Source organism: Burkholderia sp. PvR073 (assembly GCF_054055695.1).
In genome coordinates this window covers 380209-396956 of sequence record NZ_JBSRXO010000005.1, presented here as the reverse complement: position 1 = coordinate 396956, position 16748 = coordinate 380209, and the positions used below count along the sequence as shown (strand labels likewise).

13 protein-coding genes, 1 tRNA gene, 1 pseudogene and 1 riboswitch are annotated in these 16748 nt (G+C 68.1%); of the genes and pseudogenes, 4 read left to right on the top strand and 11 right to left on the bottom strand.

Features of this window, described 5'->3' with window-relative positions:
- Positions 1–52: 52 nt before the first annotated feature.
- The 3 genes and pseudogenes from ACVK00_RS18535 to ACVK00_RS18525 all read left to right on the top strand — a co-directional run.
- A complete protein-coding gene (locus ACVK00_RS18535) occupies positions 53–2407 on the top strand; it encodes a TonB-dependent receptor (RefSeq protein WP_284888923.1) in 2355 nt (784 codons plus the stop codon).
- A complete protein-coding gene (locus tag ACVK00_RS18530; RefSeq protein WP_284888924.1) occupies positions 2395–3654 on the top strand; it encodes a sialidase family protein in 1260 nt (419 codons plus the stop codon). Before ACVK00_RS18535 ends, ACVK00_RS18530 begins: the two co-directional genes overlap by 13 nt.
- A pseudogene (locus tag ACVK00_RS18525) lies at positions 3651–4130 on the top strand (TlpA family protein disulfide reductase); the annotation flags it as partial. The gene ACVK00_RS18530 and the pseudogene ACVK00_RS18525, both read left to right, overlap by 4 nt.
- An 88-nt stretch (positions 4131–4218) precedes the next feature.
- On the opposite strand, the gene ACVK00_RS18520 reads toward ACVK00_RS18525, so the two are convergent.
- From ACVK00_RS18520 to pepN, 7 genes are all read right to left on the bottom strand, one after another.
- A complete protein-coding gene (locus tag ACVK00_RS18520) occupies positions 4219–4473 on the bottom strand; it encodes a GlsB/YeaQ/YmgE family stress response membrane protein (protein ID WP_006753220.1) in 255 nt (84 codons plus the stop codon).
- 261 nt (positions 4474–4734) lie between these two features.
- Positions 4735–4947 carry a hypothetical protein gene (locus ACVK00_RS18515; protein WP_228907093.1) on the bottom strand — a complete coding sequence of 71 codons (213 nt, stop codon included), beginning with the start codon at positions 4945–4947 and terminating at the stop codon, positions 4735–4737.
- The gene (locus ACVK00_RS18510; RefSeq protein WP_284888925.1) at positions 4944–6689 is read right to left on the bottom strand and encodes an FAD-dependent oxidoreductase; all 1746 of its coding nucleotides are present in this window, start codon (positions 6687–6689) and stop codon (positions 4944–4946) included. The genes ACVK00_RS18515 and ACVK00_RS18510 overlap by 4 nt, the downstream gene beginning before the upstream one ends.
- A 174-nt stretch (positions 6690–6863) precedes the next feature.
- A complete protein-coding gene (locus ACVK00_RS18505; protein WP_228907095.1) occupies positions 6864–7673 on the bottom strand; it encodes a helix-turn-helix transcriptional regulator in 810 nt (269 codons plus the stop codon).
- 189 nt (positions 7674–7862) lie between these two features.
- A tRNA-Thr gene (locus tag ACVK00_RS18500) sits at positions 7863–7938 on the bottom strand.
- A 205-nt stretch (positions 7939–8143) separates the two neighbouring features.
- Positions 8144–9163 carry a class 1 fructose-bisphosphatase gene (locus ACVK00_RS18495; protein ID WP_166725654.1) on the bottom strand — a complete coding sequence of 340 codons (1020 nt, stop codon included), beginning with the start codon at positions 9161–9163 and terminating at the stop codon, positions 8144–8146.
- A 288-nt stretch (positions 9164–9451) separates the two neighbouring features.
- Positions 9452–12145, bottom strand: a complete 2694-nt coding sequence (gene pepN, locus ACVK00_RS18490; protein ID WP_284888926.1) for an aminopeptidase N — start codon at positions 12143–12145, stop codon at positions 9452–9454.
- A 187-nt stretch (positions 12146–12332) separates the two neighbouring features.
- Between pepN and ACVK00_RS18485 the strand changes: the two genes are divergently transcribed.
- Positions 12333–13037 carry a DUF4136 domain-containing protein gene (locus ACVK00_RS18485; RefSeq protein ID WP_354122933.1) on the top strand — a complete coding sequence of 235 codons (705 nt, stop codon included), beginning with the start codon at positions 12333–12335 and terminating at the stop codon, positions 13035–13037.
- A gap of 61 nt (positions 13038–13098) precedes the next feature.
- Here the strand turns inward: ACVK00_RS18485 and ACVK00_RS18480 are convergent, their stop codons facing one another.
- The 4 genes from ACVK00_RS18480 to ACVK00_RS18465 form a co-directional block, all read right to left on the bottom strand.
- Positions 13099–13671 carry a TMEM165/GDT1 family protein gene (locus ACVK00_RS18480; protein WP_166725651.1) on the bottom strand — a complete coding sequence of 191 codons (573 nt, stop codon included), beginning with the start codon at positions 13669–13671 and terminating at the stop codon, positions 13099–13101.
- A gap of 78 nt (positions 13672–13749) precedes the next feature.
- Positions 13750–13887: riboswitch (yybP-ykoY riboswitch) on the bottom strand.
- 101 nt (positions 13888–13988) lie between these two features.
- Complete coding sequence (guaD, locus tag ACVK00_RS18475) at positions 13989–15308, bottom strand: guanine deaminase (RefSeq protein WP_284888927.1); 1320 nt, start codon at positions 15306–15308, stop codon at positions 13989–13991.
- Complete coding sequence (locus ACVK00_RS18470; protein WP_284888928.1) at positions 15305–15715, bottom strand: hypothetical protein; 411 nt, start codon at positions 15713–15715, stop codon at positions 15305–15307. The genes guaD and ACVK00_RS18470 overlap by 4 nt, the downstream gene beginning before the upstream one ends.
- A complete protein-coding gene (locus tag ACVK00_RS18465) occupies positions 15716–16741 on the bottom strand; it encodes an adenosine deaminase (RefSeq protein WP_284888929.1) in 1026 nt (341 codons plus the stop codon). It abuts the gene before it with no gap.
- Positions 16742–16748 lie beyond the last annotated feature (7 nt).

Here is a 16748-nt window from a genome sequence, read left to right as displayed (position 1 = left end):
GCGCGTCGGCTCGCGTCCGGCGGCTCCCGGTCACGTTTTCAGGAATTCATCCATGTCGTTCACCTTCGCCGCGCGACCGTCGCGCGGTCGGCTCGCGCTCGCTTGCGCGGCCGCTTTTGCCTGGCCTGCCGCGCAGGCGGCTGCGATCGATGGCGCGTCCGCCGAGCCGGTGGCCGGCGGCTCGGGCAACCCGGCCGGCCGTGCCGCATCGGTTGCCGCAGCTGTGCCCGCGCCGCCGGGCGACACGCTGACCGAGGTCAGCGTTACCGCCCGGCGGCAACCCGTCGATCCGGATACGCCGGCCGTCGTCGAGTCGATCACGCGCGAGCAGATCGACGCGCACACCAACGTCACGACCGAGGACGCGCTGAAGTACGCGCCCAACCTGATGGTTCGCAAGCGCTATATCGGCGACCGCAACAGCGTGTTCGCCGGCCGCGACTTCAACGAACTGCAGAGTGCGCGCGGGCTCGTGTATGCCGATGGCCTGCTGCTGTCGAACCTGCTCGGCTCGAGCTATGCATACCCGCCGCGCTGGTCGCTGATCGCGCCCGACGATATCGAGCGCGTCGACGTGCTGTATGGCCCCTTTTCCGCGCTGTATCCCGGCAACGCGATCGGCTCGACCGTGCTGCTGACGACGCGGCGCCCCGACAAACTCGAGGCGTCGCTGTCGACGCAGTTCTTCACGCAGCGCTATCACGACGGCTACGGGCTGGCGGACAGCTTCGGCGGCAATCACCAGACCGCGCGGATCGCGAACCGGATCGGCAAATTCTGGTTCTCGCTGTCGCTCGACCGGCTGGAGAACGACGGTCAGCCGATGCAGTATGCAAGCCCCAATTCCGCGTACAACCCGAAGCTCGGCGCCGCGGTGCCCGTGTCGGGCGCGGCCACCGACATCGGACCCAACGGCAAGCCGCGCACGATTGTCGGCGCGCAGAACATCGAGCGGACCGAGCAGCTCAACGAGACGGTCCGGATGGGCTATGCGTTCACGGACCGCGTCGACGCGACGCTGACGCTCGGGCACTGGGAGAACCATTACCGGCAGCACGGCGAAACCTTCCTGCGCGACGCGGCCGGCAATCCCGTCTACGGCGGCAACATGTCGATCGGCGGCCGGAACGTGACCGTCGCGCCGAGTGCATTCGCGCCGCAGCGCGGCGACCAGGAGAACTGGCTGTACGCGCTCGGCCTGAACGGCCGGCTCGATTCGGGCTGGCGGCTGTCGGGCGTGGTGTCCGCATACGACGTGTCGCGCGACGTGCTGCGCGCGGCAGCGACCGCGCAGGGCGGGGCGGGCACGCTGTTCCAGGGCGACGGCACGGGCTGGCGTACGCTCGACCTGAAGGCCGAGGCGCCGGAAGTGAAGGGCCATACGTTCACGTTCGGCTATCACTACGACAACTATTTCCTGCGCAACGTCACGTACAACACGGCCGACTGGCTGGCCGGGCCGACCACCTCGCTCGCGAGCGTCTATCAGGGTGACACGCGCACCCAGGCGCTGTTCGCGCAGGACGCGTGGCGTTTCGCGCCCGGCTGGCTCGCGACCCTCGGCCTGCGCTACGAGCGCTGGGATGCATATGGCGGGGCGCTCGGCAACGCGGACGGCACGGTCGGCTACGCGGACCGCGGCGCGAATGCGCTGTCGCCGAAAGTCGCGCTGCAGTGGGACGCGACGGACGTCTGGCGCTTCCGGGTGTCGTTCGCGACGGGCACGCGCTTCCCGACGGTCGGCGAACTATTCCAGGGCACGATCTCGAACAACGCGATCGTCAACAACAACCCGAGCCTGCGGCCGGAAAAGGCGATCGACTGGGACTTCACGGCCGAGCGCGACGTGGGCGTCGGCGTCGTGCGCGCGAGCGTGTTCCAGAGCGACCTGCGCGATTCGATCTACAGCCAGACGACGGTGTCGGGCGCGTCGACCGTCACCAACATCTCGAACGTCGATCGCGTGCGCGTGCGCGGCGTCGAACTCGGATTCAGCGGCCGGAACGTCGGGCTGCGCGGGCTCGACATCGACGCGAATGTGTCGGCGAGCAATGCGCAGATCCTGGCCGACACCGCGAATCCCGCGTACGTCGGCTCGCGCTTTCCGCGCATCCCGCGCATGCGCGCGAACCTGCTCGCGTCGTACCGCTTCGACGAGCACTGGCTCGCGAGCGTCGGTGTCCGCTACTCGGGTCGCCAGTTCAACACGCTGGACAACAGCGACGTGAATCCGGACGTGTACGGCGGCACGAGCATCTTCACGGTCGTCGACCTGAAGGCGCGCTACCGGTTCGACCGTCACTGGACCGCCTCGGTCGGCATCGACAACCTGACGGACCGCCGCTACTACGTGTTCCACCCGTATCCGGGCCGCACTTTCTTTGGAGAACTGAAATGGTCGCTGTGAAATCGTTCGCGGCAGGCTGCGCGCTGTGGCTCGCGGCGCTGTCGCCCGCCGGCGCGCACGACGCACCGAAAACCGCCGATCCGCATGCCGCGCACATGAGCATGCAGGCTGCGCCGGCGCAACAGAAGCAGCCGCTCGCGACCGGCGCCGCGTTCGACGCGCGGCACCGGCTGTGGGTCGCATGGGTCGAAGGCGCGCACGTCGTCGTCGCGCACTCGGACGACGCGGGCCGCACGCTGTCCGCGCCCGTGACCGTCAACGCGATGCCCGAGCCGATCTACACGAGCGCGGAGAATCGGCCGAAGATTGCGACGAGCCCCGACGGCCGTGCGGTGTACGTGTCGTGGTCGATGCCGCTCGATGCGCCGTACACCGGCATGGTGCGCTTCTCGCGCTCGCTCGACGGCGGCGCGACCTGGAGCGTGCCCGTCACCGTGCATCGCGACCGGCAGGCGATCACGCACCGCTTCGACATGATGGCCGTCGATCCGGCCGGCAACATCGCGATCGCGTGGATCGACAAGCGCGATCTCGTCGCGGCGAAAGCGGCGGGGCAGGCGTATGAAGGCGCGGCCGTCTACTACGCGGTGTCGCGCGACGGCGGCGCGTCGTTCGAGCCCGAGCGCAAGGTGACCGACCACACGTGCGAATGCTGCCGCATCGCGATGGCGATCGATCCGGCCGGACACATCGAAGGCGTGTGGCGCAACGTGTTCCCGGGACAGATCCGCGATCATGCGCTCGCGGTGCTGCCCGTGTCGGCGTCGGAGCCCGTCGTGCCGGTGCGTGCGACGTTCTCGAACTGGCATGTCGAGGCTTGCCCCGAGCACGGGCCGGCGCTTGCGATCACGCCCGACGGTACGCGTCATATCGCGTGGTTCGGCGTCGTCGATGGCCGCGCCGACGTGTTCTACTCGCGCATCGGCGCCGACGGCCAGCCGCGCGGCACGCCGTGGGCATTCGGCGCGAATCCGGCGGCGCCGGCCGAGCAGGCATCGCATGCGGCGCTCGTCGCGCGCGGCGACGTCGTCTGGCTTGCGTGGAAGGCGTTCGACGGCGACGCGATGCAGATCAAGCTGCGCCGCTCGGACGATCGCGGCGAGCACTGGTCGGCGCCGCGCGTGATCGCGTCGACCTCGGGCGCGAGCGACAATCCGCAACTGCTCGACGACGCGGGCCGCATCTACCTGTCGTGGCGTACGCGTAACGACGGCTACCGGCTGATTCCCGTGGAGGGCGCACAATGAAACGGCTGATGGTGTTGATCGGCGCCGCGCTCGCGAGCCTGCCGGCGTGGGCCGGCGAGCTGCAGCCGCTGCGCGTGGCCGAGGTCGCGAAGTTGTATGCGACGGCGCACGAACGGCCGCTCGCGGTCGAGATCTGGTCGCTCGATTGCGGATACTGCCGCGAGAACGCCGCGCATCTCGTCGCGTGGCAGCGCCGGCATCCGGACGTGCAGCTCGCCATGGTCGCGATGGACGCTTATGACGACAACGGCACCGCGATCACCCAGGCGCTCGCGCAAATGAACCTGCCGCCGCAGGTCGCGCAGTATGCGAACGCGGAGCCGATGCCCGAGCGTCTGCGGGCGGCGCTCGATGCGGGATGGCGGGGAGAAATGCCGCGTACCGTGTGGATCGGTCGCGATGGCGCACGCGAAGCGCGCAGCGGATTGCTGACGACCGACGTGCTCGACGGCTGGTCGCAGCGCGGCAAGCGCCGCTGCAAACGGAAGGCGGCGCGCGGGATGTCGCGCGCCGCTTCGATGCGAAAACAAACCAGCGCGCGCCCGAAGGCGCGCGAGAAGATCGTCAGGCCGCGCGCCTGAATAGCCGGATCACGAACAGCAGGACCACGGCGCCGATGACAGCGACGATCACCGAGCCGATGAAGCCGCTGCCGATGGTGATGCCGAGCATCCCGGCCAGCCAGCCGCCGATCACCGCGCCGACGATACCGACGATGATGTCGACGATCAGGCCGAACCCGCCGCCCTTGACCAGCAGGCCTGCCAGCCAGCCGGCGATTGCGCCGATGATGAGCCACATAATCAAGCCATGAGTCATGGTGATCCTCTCCTTGTATTGAGTCGAAATGACCGGACGTCGGCTGTTTCGCCGCAAGCTGCAGGAAGGCGGCATGCGACCCGCCGCGCCGCCCACGCAATGTAACGCGATAGACGGGTCGGAATCGTTAAGTAATGTTATGCACCCTTAACGGGTTTTTCCAGGGGATTCGTCTGCCTACGGCGCGGCGGGGGCGCAAACGATGCGCGGCGAAATGAACCTGTAAGGAAGGGTGCTGCCCGTTCGGCGGTGTGTCATGCATCATTGTCCGCGCGCCGGCGCCGGTGCGCCCGTATCGGGCAGGCCGTCGCCGGCGTCTGCAATCAGGCGGGTGACGGTCGCCGTATCGCCGATCGTCTCGATCGCCAGCAGCGCGAAGCGGGCGAGAAAGAGCGGGGCGTCGGTTTCGCCGATGCGGGTCATCGCGCGGCACAGGTCGGTGTAGAGGATGTCGCGTTCGGTGTCGGTCATCATGCGTTCTCCTGAAGATCGGCCGACGTGCGCGGGCGAAGCGCACGCTCGAGTGAGGCGGTCAGGTCGGCGGGGCGCGCGTCGTGCCAGCGGCCGAGCACGTGTCCGTCCGGACGCACGAGGTAGACGGTGCCGTCGCGCGCACCGTACAGGTCGAACAGCCGGTCGTCGGCATCGTAGCCGTCGCATCCCGGATGGTGCGATGCCGCATGCCGCGCGAGCGTTACCAGCGCGAACGGTATGCGGGCGGCGTGCAGGTGTTGCTCGAGTTCGGCGAACGATGGATCGGGCGCGCCGTCGCGCGTGAAGCGCAACGCCGTGAAGCATGGGCCGACGAGATCGGTCAGATGGCCGCGGCGTGCGCCGCCGGCGTTGCCGATGTCGAGCGACGTCTGCAGCATCAGCGGACATTCCGCGAGTACGGTGCCGGGCGCCGGTCCGGCCGGAAATGCATCGCGCTCGTCCGCGTTGAGCGGCGACGCCGTGTACGCGATGGCCGTCGTCTGGCGCGGATTGATCAGCGAGCGCAACGCCGGATGCCGGACCGCGAGTGTCAGCACGGCCTTGCGCATCAGCTCGAACGCGAACGACGGCGGCGCCATGAACTCGGTGCTCTTGGTGCCGTAGCGCAGGTTCTCGTGCGTCGCGAACACCCGCTCGTCCGAATAGCTGTCGAGCAGTGCGTCCGACGCGAGGCCGCGAATCACGTACGCCAGTTTCCACGCGACGTTGTCGGCGTCGTCGATGCCCGAATTCGCGCCGCGCACGCCGAAGATCGGCACGAGGTGCGCGGCGTCGCCGCAGAACAGCACGCGGCCGTGCCGGTAGCGTTCGAGCGTCAGTGCGTTCGCCTTGTAGATCGTGATCCAGATCGGCGACCAGTCGCCGCGTTCGCCCATCATGTCCAGCAGGTTCTGCACGCGCGGGATCACGTTCTCGGGCTTCACGGCCGCGTCGGGATCCTCGTCGTCGCGCAGTTGGTAGTCGATCCGCCACACGTTGTCGGGCTGCTTGTGGACGAGCACCGTCGAGCCGGGGTTCGACGGCGGGTCGAAATACGCGAGCCGTTCGGTCGGCCGGTCGCTGTCGAGCGCGATGTCGACGATCACGTAGCGGCCTTCGTAGCTCGTACCCTGAAGCGACAGGCCGAGCGCCTCGCGCATCGTGCTGCGCCCGCCATCGCTCGCGACGATCCAGTCGGCATCGAGTGCGTAGCCGCCGAGCGGCGTTTCGATGTCGAGGCGCACGCCGTCCGGGTAGCGCGTGACGCCCGCGACCTTCGCCTGCCAGCGGATCTCGATGAGCTCGGGGCGGCGCAGCGCGGCATCGAGCAGGAACTGCTCGATGTGATACTGCGCGAGGTTCACCATCGGCGGCAGCTTCTGGTTCTCGTCCTGCGGCATCGTGAAATGCAGCACTTCGTCGCGACGATGGAAACTGCGCCCGCCGCTCCACGGCAGTCCGACGCGCAGGAAGTCGTCGAGCGCGCCGAGCCGCTCGATGATCTCGAGGCTGCGTCGCGAGATGCAGATCGCGCGGCTGCCGTGACAGACCGAGTCGTCGGCTTCGATCAGCACGCTGCGGATGCCGTGATTGGCGAGGCCGAGTGCGACGGCGAGACCCACCGGCCCGCCACCGACGATCGCGACGCGGTGCCGCTGCGTATCGACACCGTCGCTGCAGGTCGGCAGGTGCGCCGCGTGGCGCGCGGCGACGAACGGATATGGCTTGAATTCGATGCCCATCGTTGGCTTCCAGGTTGCAGTGATCGGACGCACCCGCGCGATGACACGAGGTGTGCGGCGGGTCGATGCAGTATGGAAGCCGTGCCGCTCACCGCTGTCCCCATTCCGGGTACGGCGAGCGGCTGGCGGCGGGTCGGGATTTACCCGGACGCGTTCAGGATCGGCGGGCGCCGTTCACGGTTGCAGGCACAGCGCAAACAGCTGGCGCTGGCTCGAGATGCCGAGACGCCGGTACGCGCGCTTCTGGTAGGTGACGACGCTCGACGCCTTCACGCCGATCATGTCGCCGATTTCCCGCGCGCTCTGGCCTTCGAGCACACCGCGCAGCACGTCGAGTTCGCGCTTGGACAACGCCGGACAGGCGCCGCGCAGCCGCGCGAGCATCAGTTGCGGGATGCCGATCTGCGTCGAACCCACGAGCGCGTAATGATGTTGCGCCGCCTGCGCGATCAGCGGCGCGAGCGTTTCGATGGCCGCGATCTCGCGCGGCTGGAATGCGCCGCTGCGATGCGCGCGATACAGGTTGATCGACAACCAGGTCGAGTCGTTCGGCTGCATCAGCAGCGCGAGGCGATCGGATACGTCGGGGCCGCGGTAGCAGGCCGCGCGATACGCGTCGTGACCGATCTCGTCGCCGGCCTGCTGATGCAGCAGCACGTCGCGGCGGTGCGTACCGCGACCGGCGGCCGAGACGATCGTCTGGTTGCCGTCGAGCGCATAGAAATGTCGCGCGTAGGTGTCGGCGACATCGCGCAGGTAGCGACCGCCGCGATGATCGGCGACCGACACGGTGCGCGGCCGGTTGCCGAACTCGTACGCGAAGATCGTGCACTGCGTGACGGACAGCGCATCGTCGAACAGCTTCAGGATTTCCGCGGCGAACGCGTTCGGCTCGCTGCCGCCGATCGCGGCGACGAGGCCGGTCGCACGGGACACGTCCAGTTGCCCGCTGAGGTTCGGTCGCTCGAGACGCCAGGTGCGCATGATGCAAGGGAGGGCAGGGTGATCCGACGATTGTAATCGGCGGTGCGCGGGGTGGGAGTCGGGAGATGCCCGCAAGCGGAAATGACGGGGCGGGCGCACGATTTCGTGTATCGGAAAACGCGGCCAGAAAAAACGCGGCTGGAAAAGAGAAAAGGTCTGACAAGCGATGCTTGTCAGACCTTTATGTCTTGGTGCCGGAGATAGGAGTCGAACCTACGACCTTCGCATTACGAATGCGCTGCTCTACCAACTGAGCTACACCGGCAGCAGAGAAATGAAATTATATGGTCAAATCCGAGATCTTGGCAATAGGTTTTGCGAAATTTTTTCAGCTTGCTGCTGCTTCGCGAAACCATCGATCCTGCGGACTTCCCGCTTTCACTTCATTGCGACGCAGCCTGTCAGGGCCACATCGCGAAGGCGCGATTGTACTGACGTCTCGCACCTTCGTCCAGTGCTGCGGGGCAAATTTATTTGCCTTCGCCTTCGTTGTGATAGCCGGTCACGCGCTCGACTTCGTTCTTCGAACCGAGGAAGACCGGCACGCGCTGGTGCAGGCCGGTCGGCTGCACTTCCATGATGCGCTGCGTGCCCGTCGTCGCGGCGCCGCCCGCCTGTTCGACGATGAACGACATCGGGTTCGCTTCATACATCAGGCGCAGCTTGCCCGGGCGATCGGGCGTGCGCTTGTCGGCCGGGTACATGAAGATGCCGCCGCGGTTCAGGATCCGGTGCACGTCGGCCACCATCGACGCGATCCAGCGCATGTTGAAGTTGTCGCCGCGCGGGCCGTCCTTGCCGGCGTTCAGTTCGTCGACATAGCGCTGGACCGGCTCGTACCAGTGGCGCGCGTTCGACGCGTTGATCGCGTATTCGCGCGTATCGGCCGGGATCTGCATGTTGCTTTGCGTGAGCACCCACGAACCGACTTCGCGGTCGAGCGTGAAGCAGTTCACGCCGTTGCCGGTCGTCAGCACGAACACCGTTTGCGGGCCGTACACCGCGTAGCCGGCCGCGACCTGCTCCGTACCGGGCTGCAGGAACGATTCCTCGGTGGCCTGCTTGCCGTCCGGGCAGCGCAGCACCGAGAAGATCGTGCCGATCGACACGTTCACGTCGATGTTCGACGAGCCGTCGAGCGGATCGAACACGAGCAGGTATTCGCCGCGCGGGTAGTTCGCGGGAATCGGAAAGAACGTTTCCATCTCCTCCGACGCCATCGCGGCGAGGTTGCCGCCCCATTCGTTCGCGTCGAGCAGGATCTCGTTCGACAGGATGTCGAGCTTCTTCTGCACTTCGCCCTGGACGTTCTCGCTGCCGGCGGTGCCGAGCGCTTCGCCGAGCGCGCCCTTCGACACGTTGTAGCTGATCGCCTTGCACGCGCGTGCGACGACTTCGATCAGCAGGCGCAGGTCGGCGGGGAGGTTGTTGGTCTCACGTTGCTGTTCGATCAGGAACTTCGACAGCGTGGTGCGGCGGGCAATGGACATGACTGACTCCGAAAGGCCAAAGAATCCTTGAATGCCCGCAATTTTACCCGCCGCGCCTCTCGCGCCGCCGGCTTTTTTCGTCCGGTTACATGGCCGGGCGGCCGATTCGGCCGGGTTCCGGCGTGCGCGGCGCAGCGGACCGGCCCTGCGGCGGCACCACTGGCGGGCGGTCGAACGCGCGCTCCGGCTCTGACCCCGCGAACCTTCCGCCGATAAAAAAGCCGGCGCCGCAACGGGGCGGCGCCGGCTTCTTCGCGCGGGAGCGCGACGCGAATCGCATGCGTGCCGTTACGCGAGCGCCTTCTCGACGATCTCGCGCACGTCGCGCGATTTCGCGCCGGCCGCGACCTGCTCGAGCGCTTCGCGCATCCGGTCGCGCAGCGCCGGCGTGAAGCGGCGCCACAGTTCGAGCGAGCGGGCGAGGCGCGCGGCGACTTGCGGGTTGATCGCGTCGAGCGCGAGCACCTGTTCGGCCCAGAACGCGTAGCCCGAACCGTCCGCCGCGTGGAATTGCGCCGGGTTCGCCGCGCAGAAGCTGAAGATCAGCGAGCGTGCGCGATTCGGGTTCTTCAGGTTGAACGCGGGGTGGGCCATCAGCTTGCGGACTTTCTCGAGCGTCGGCTGGGCGGACGTGCCGCGTTGCGCGGCCTGCATCGCGAACCACTTGTCGATCACGAGCGCTTCCTTCTCGAAGCGACGGTAGAAGTCGTCGAGCGCACGCGTGGCCGCGTCGTTCGCGCCCGAGGCCGCGGCGGACAGCAGCGCGCCGAGCGCGGCGGCGCGATCGGTCATGTTGTTCGCCGCGTCGTATTGCGCGGTCGCGATGCGCACGGCGTCGGCCGGATCCTCGAGCTCGGCGAGATACGCGAGCGCGAGGTTCTTCAGCGCGCGGCGGCCGGACGCTTCGGGCGTCGGCTCGTACGCGCCCGGCGTCTGGTGCTGCTCGTGCGCGGCGAGCCACTCGGCGCGCAGCGCGGTCGCGAGCTGGCGGCGCACGAACTGGCGTGCGCGATGCACGGCGGCCGGATCGGCTTCCGCCATCTGGTCGGCGAGATAGGTTTCCGACGGCAGCGTCAGCGCGAGTTCGCGGAACGCGGGCGACAGGTTTTCATCGGTCAGCACGCGGCGGAACGCGGCGACGAAGTTGCCGCCGAGCGTGAGCGGCTGGTTCGCGGCGGCGCGCGCGGCGAGCGTCAGCAGCGCGCGCGTCGCGAGGCGCTGGCCGGCTTCCCAGCGGTTGAACGGGTCGCTGTCGTGCGCGAGCAGGAACGCGAGATCGTCGTCGCTGTAGTCGTACTCGACGATCACCGGCGCCGAGAAATTGCGCAGCAGCGACGGCAGCGGCTGTTCCGGCACGTCGACGAACGTGAAGGTCTGCTCGGTGTCGGTGAAGTCGAGCACGCGCGTCGTGCCCGACGCGGCGGCTTCGCCGTCGAGACGCAGCGGCAGGTCGCGGCCGTCGCGGCCGATCAGGCCGATCGCGAACGGGATCAGCAGCGGCCCCTGTTGCGTCTCGCGCGCCGCCGGCGACGCATCGCCGTAGCCCTGCGCGAGCGTGACCGTGTAGCGGCGTGCGGCCGCGTCGTACGCGGTACGCACCGACACGCGCGGCGTGCCGGCCTGGCTGTACCAGCGCTCGAACTGCGCGAGATCGCGCCCGTTCGCGTCGGCCATCGCGTGACGGAAGTCGTCGCAGGTCACCGCGTGACCGTCGTGGCGCTTGAAGTACAGGTCCATCCCCTTGCGGAACCCGTCGCGGCCGAACAGCGTCTGGTACATCCGCACGACTTCCGAGCCTTTCTCGTAGACGGTCATCGTGTAGAAGTTGTTGATCTCGACGTAGCTTTCCGGACGCACCGGATGCGCCATCGGGCCCGCGTCCTCGGCGAACTGCAACTGGCGCAGCACGCGCACGTCCTCGATGCGCTTGACCGCGCGGGCCGCCGATGCGACGTCGTCGCCCGCTGCCATGTCGGCCGAGAACTCCTGATCGCGGAACACCGTCAGGCCTTCCTTCAGGCTCAGCTGGAACCAGTCGCGGCAGGTCACGCGGTTGCCGGTCCAGTTGTGGAAGTACTCGTGGCCGACCACCGACTCGATGTTCGCGAAGTCGGTGTCGGTCGCGGTCTCGGGGTTCGCCAGCACGTACTTCGTGTTGAAGATGTTGAGCCCCTTGTTCTCCATCGCGCCCATGTTGAAGTCACCGACCGCGACGATCATGAAGCGGTCGAGATCGAGCTCGAGACCGAAGCGCTTCTCGTCCCAGCGGATCGAGTGGATCAGCGAATCCATCGCGTGACGGGTCTTGTCGAGATCGGCCGGTTCGACCCACACCTGCAGCAGCTTTTCCTTGCCGGAGCCGGACGTGATCTTCTCCTCGATCGCGACGAGCTTGCCCGCGACGAGCGCGAACAGGTAGCTCGGCTTGCGGAACGGGTCTTCCCATTTCGCGAAGTGGCGGCCGTCGGGCAGCTCGCCCGAGTCGACCAGGTTGCCGTTCGACAGCAGCACCGGATAGGCGGCCTTGTCGGCGCGCAGCGTGACGGTGTAGGAGGCCATCACGTCGGGGCGGTCGAGGAAGTAGGTGATGCGGCGAAAGCCTTCGGCCTCGCACTGCGTGAAGAAGTTGCCGCTCGATACGTACAGGCCGGACAGCGTCGTGTTCTGGTCCGGCGCGCACGCGTTCTCGAGCGTGAGCTCGAACGCGTCGGGCACGTTTTCGACGGTCAGCCCGTGTTCGTGCGCACGCACCGCACCGTACGGCGCGCCGTCGAGCTGCGCGCCGAGGAATTCGAGCGCTTCGCCCATCAGCTCCAGATGCGGGGTGGGCGCCGCGTCCGGATTGCGGCGCACGCGCATCGTATTCCTGACGATCGTACGGGCCGGCGCGAGATCGAATTCGAGTGCGACGGAATCGATGAGGAAGGCCGGCGGCGTGTAGTCGGCGCGGCGGATCACGGTGGAGGAGGCGTTGTCGGACATGGTCGTCGAGATCGGTGGGGTGGGGATCGGGCCCGCAGCGCGGACCGGGCGAACCGGGCCATTGTACAAAGGCTTGCGGCCGCGTGCCGCAGCGAACTTTTTACCGGTTCGGGCAGTCCGCGTATTATCGGCATCCCGTGCGGTTCGCGCGGTGCGACGTACGGATGACGGATCGACGAGGATCGACATGAAACGCGAATGGATTCAACGCGGTGCGGGCTGGGCGGCGGTGCTGTGCGTGGCGCTGCTGACGGGCTGCACCAGCTACGTGACGACGCAGGTCACGGCCTTCTCCGACTGGAGCGGCAGCGACGCGACACGCACTTACGCCTTCACGCGCACCGATGCGCAGAAACACAGCATCGAGCAGTCGACCTACGAGCCGATCGTCGCGAACGAGTTGTCCGCGTACGCATTCCGGCAGGTGCCGGCCGCGCAGGCGCGCTATCTGGTCGGGCTGACCTACGGGGTCGGCAGCGATGTGGTGACGGTGCCGCAGCCGGTCTACTACGACCCGTGGTTCGCGGGGCCGGGGCCGTACTGGCGGGGCGGGCCGTGGGGCCCGTGGGGGCCCTGGGGGCCGATGCCGGCAGGTTATGTCGCGCAGACCTACCAGGTGTTCGACTACACGCTCGGCATCCGGATCACCGAGCGCGCGACCGGCAAGGAGGTCTACAACGTGACCGCGCGCACCACCGGCGACAACGGTGCGCTGCTGTATGCGATGCCGTTCCTCGCGCGCAGCGCGCTCGCCGATTTCCCGTTGGCGAACGGCGCGATCCGTACGGTGCGGCTGCCGGTCGACAAGCGCGGCGGGCCCGCGGCGGCGCCGGCCGCCAACGAGCGTGCGGTGCCGGCCGTGCCGGCCTCGGGTGCGGCGCTCGCGAAGTAACGCGCTGTCGACACCGGCGCGGCCGCCCGGCCGCGCCACCTGCCTGCGTGCGTTGTGTGCGTCAGACCCCGACGCCCAGCAACGCCAGCGCGCCCAGCACGATGAACAGCACGGCCGCGATGCCGTGCACCAGCTTCGTCGGCAGGCGGTGCGCGAAACGGTCGCCCAGCAGGATCGCGGGCACGTTCGCGAGCATCATCCCGAAGGTCGTGCCGGCCACCACGCCGATGTAATCCTGGAAGCGCGCGGCGAGCGCGACGGTCGCGATCTGCGTCTTGTCACCCATTTCCGCGAGGAAGAACGCGACGAGCGTCGCGCCGAACACGCCGAGCCGCGAGCGGGTCGCATTGGCTTCGTCGGCATCGAGCTTGTCCGGCACGAGGATCCACAATCCCATCGCGATGAACGAGAACGCGAGCGCCCAGCGCATGATCGACGGCGTGACGAGTATGCCGAGCCACTCGCCGAACGCACCGGCGAAGCCGTGGTTCACGAGCGTCGCGACGAGCACGCCGAGAATGATCGGCACGGGCTTGCGATAGCGCGCGGCCAGCACGAGGGACAGCAGTTGGGTCTTGTCGCCGATTTCAGCGAGGGCGACGGCGCCGGTGGAGATCAGGAAGGCTTGAGACACGTATGGGGTTCCACGGGCCGATGTTGTGCGTGCGAGCGACGATCCGCCGCGCGCCGGGCCCTGATGCGGCGCGCAGTGAACCATCGGTCTCGCCAGGCCTTGGTGGCTGCGTCCGCCATGGCCGCATGGCCAAGTCTGTTGACGGACGCCTCCGTCACGATGCGCGCCGGGAGCGCGGGACATCGAGCGGAGCGGCTACTCCCCAATGAGGGGCGAATTCTAGCACGGCGGGTGCGGCGGGCGGAGCGAATCCGGCGGCTCCGGCATGCGCCGTAGCGCACGCCGGAGCAGGAGGGGAGCGGGCAAACGCGCGCGCGTTACGCGGCGGCGGCGCGGCGTGCGGCACCGCGCTCGTGCACGAGCCGGCCGGCCGCGTACGTGCGATACACGGCGCGGTCGTCGCCGAGCAGCGCGAACGCGAACAGCAGCTCCTCGAGCGAATCCGCGCGCTTCGTGCGGCGCGCGAGCAGCGGCGTGGCCTGCGGGTCGAGCACGATGAAGTCGGCTTCGGTGCGCGGCGCGAGCGTGCCGACCGTGTCGGCGAGATCGAGCGCCTGCGCGGCGCCGGCCGTGGCGAGCCAGAACATCCGCGTCGCACTCAGGTGGTGGCCCGACAGCCGCGCGACCTTGTGCGCCTCGTTCATCGTCTGCAGCATCGAGAACGACGTACCGCCGCCGACGTCGGTCGCGAGCGTGACCGGCACGCCGTATTCGCCGGCCTTGTCGAAGTCGAACAGTCCGCTGCCGAGAAAGAAGTTCGACGTCGGGCAGTGCGCGACGACGGTGCGCGTCTCGGCCATCCGGCGGCGGTCCTCGTCGTCGAGGTGAATGCAGTGGCCGTACACCGCGCGCGGCCGCAGCAGCCCGTAGCGATCATAGATGTCGAGATAGCTGCGGTGGCCGGGGAACAGCTCCGCGACCCATTTCACTTCATCGACGTTTTCCGCGACGTGGCTCTGCACGAACACGTCCGGATGGCGGCGCGCGAGTTCGCTGCACGCCTCGAGCTGCGCCTCGGTGGACGTCGGCGCGAAGCGCGGCGTGAGCGCGTACAGCTGGCGGCCGTTGCCGTGCCAGCGGTCGATCAGCTCGGCGCTGTCGTCATAGCCCGATTGCGCGGTGTCGCGCAGGAACTCGGGGCAGTTGCGGTCCATCAACACCTTGCCCGCGATCATCCGCAGGTCGCGTGCCTCGCTCGCCGCGAACAGCGCGTCGGCCGACTGCTTGTGCACGGTGCAGTAGACGAGCGCGCTCGTCGTGCCGCAGGCGAGCAGTTCGTCGACGAAGAAGTCGGCGACCTCGCGCGCATGCTCCGGATCGCCGAACCGACGCTCGGTCGGGAACGTGTACTTGTCGAGCCACGGCAGCAGGCCGGGGGCCGGCGACGCGATCATGTCCGTCTGCGGATAGTGGATGTGCGTGTCGATGAAGCCGGGCACGATCAGCTTGTCGCGCAGGTCGTGGACGATCGCGTCGCGCGCGAGCGTCGCGGCGAGCCGCGCATACGGGCCGACCGCGACGACCTTGCCGTCGTCGACGATCAGGAGGCCGTCGGTCTCGTGGTTCGCGGCCTGGCTCGACTGCGCCGGGTCGCCGTTGAAGGTCAGCAGCTGGGAACGGAAAGCGGTTTGCGTCATGACGAATGGTCCTGCATCAAGGTAAGGCGAACAGAAGAAAACGGTCGGTGCCGCGCGGGCGACGGCCTGAAGGGCGCGGCCCGTGCATGCGCGATGCGGCGACGCGAGCAGGCGGGGGCGCCGCGGACTGTGCGCGCGCACGCGAGCGTCGCGGCCGTCATCGCGGGGTTGCCGGCGGACAGCGCCGCGATCGCGACGGGCGCGGCGGCGAGCGGCATGACGCGCCGCAACGACAGGCTTCGGTGCACGACGACGCGCAACGCCGTCGCCGCGCGAGCGACGGGCGCGATGCCGGCATGCAGGTGCCGCGCACGCATGCGGCCGGCGCGGCGCAGGGCCGAGCCGGTCGTCGCGAAGCGGATGTCGTCGCGGTGTTTCATCTGTCTAGCGAACCTCGATGCCGGCAATCACGCGGCCTGCCAGTACGAATCGAGACGCGCGATCAGCGCATCGCGCTCTGCCGCGTCGACGAACGATGCCTCGAAGCCATTGCGGATCACGGCGTGCACTTCGGCGTCCGTCAGCTGCAGCCCGTCGACCGTCGCGAAGTAGTTGTCGTTGACGTAGCCGCCGAAGTAGGCCGGATCGTCGGAGTTGATCGTTACCGCGACGCCGCGATCGAGCAGCGCCTTCAGCGTGTGCTTCGCCATGTCGTCGAATACGCACAGCTTCAGGTTCGACAGCGGGCACACGGTCAGCGCCACGCGCGTGCGCGCGAGGCGTTCGACGAGCGCCGCGTCCTCGATGCTGCGCACGCCGTGGTCGATCCGGTCGACCTTCAGCACGTCGAGCGCTTCGTGGATGTAGGCGGGCGGGCCTTCCTCGCCCGCATGCGCGACGAGCTTCAGCCCGAGCGCACGCGCCTTCTCGAACACGCGCGCGAACTTCGCCGGCGGATGGCCGAGCTCGGACGAGTCGAGGCCGACGCCGATCAGCCGGTGGCGATAGCGTTCGAACAGCGGCCGCGCGGATTCGAACGTCGCGAGCGCGTCATCTTCGGACAGGTGGCGCAGGAAACACAGGATCAGCTTGCTCGACAGCCCGCGTTGCTCGGCATCGGCGAGCGCGCGGTCGATGCCGGCCACCACCGTTTCGATCGGCACGCCGCGTTCGGTGTGCGTCTGCGGGTCGAAGAACAGTTCGGTGTGGACGACGTTGTCGGCGAGCGCGCGTTCGCAGTACGCGGCCGTCATGTCGTAGAAATCCTGCTCCGTCAGCAGCACGCTCGCGCCTGCGTAATAGATGTCGAGGAACGACTGCAGGTCGGTGAACGCGTAAGCGGCGCGCAGCGCGTCGATCGACTCGTACGCGAGCTTCACGCCGTTGCGTTGCGCGAGCGCGAAAATCAGTTCCGGCTCGAGCGAGCCTTCGATATGGATGTGCAGTTCCGCTTTCGGTGCACGGGCAATCTTGTCCTTGAATGTCGGGGTCATGGCGTTG

What these genes read in the sequence shown, in the direction of transcription:
- ACVK00_RS18535 (WP_284888923.1), top strand. Translation starts at nt 53, where the DNA reads ATGTCGTTCACCTTCGCCGCGCGACCGTCGCGCGGTCGGCTCGCGCTC.
- ACVK00_RS18530 (WP_284888924.1), top strand. Translation starts at nt 2,395, where the DNA reads ATGGTCGCTGTGAAATCGTTCGCGGCAGGCTGCGCGCTGTGGCTCGCG.
- ACVK00_RS18520 (WP_006753220.1), bottom strand. Translation starts at nt 4,473, where the DNA reads ATGACTCATGGCTTGATTATGTGGCTCATCATCGGCGCAATCGCCGGC.
- ACVK00_RS18515 (WP_228907093.1), bottom strand. Translation starts at nt 4,947, where the DNA reads ATGATGACCGACACCGAACGCGACATCCTCTACACCGACCTGTGCCGC.
- ACVK00_RS18510 (WP_284888925.1), bottom strand. Translation starts at nt 6,689, where the DNA reads ATGGGCATCGAATTCAAGCCATATCCGTTCGTCGCCGCGCGCCACGCG.
- ACVK00_RS18505 (WP_228907095.1), bottom strand. Translation starts at nt 7,673, where the DNA reads ATGCGCACCTGGCGTCTCGAGCGACCGAACCTCAGCGGGCAACTGGAC.
- ACVK00_RS18495 (WP_166725654.1), bottom strand. Translation starts at nt 9,163, where the DNA reads ATGTCCATTGCCCGCCGCACCACGCTGTCGAAGTTCCTGATCGAACAG.
- pepN (WP_284888926.1), bottom strand. Translation starts at nt 12,145, where the DNA reads ATGTCCGACAACGCCTCCTCCACCGTGATCCGCCGCGCCGACTACACG.
- ACVK00_RS18485 (WP_354122933.1), top strand. Translation starts at nt 12,333, where the DNA reads ATGAAACGCGAATGGATTCAACGCGGTGCGGGCTGGGCGGCGGTGCTG.
- guaD (WP_284888927.1), bottom strand. Translation starts at nt 15,308, where the DNA reads ATGACGCAAACCGCTTTCCGTTCCCAGCTGCTGACCTTCAACGGCGAC.
- ACVK00_RS18465 (WP_284888929.1), bottom strand. Translation starts at nt 16,741, where the DNA reads ATGACCCCGACATTCAAGGACAAGATTGCCCGTGCACCGAAAGCGGAA.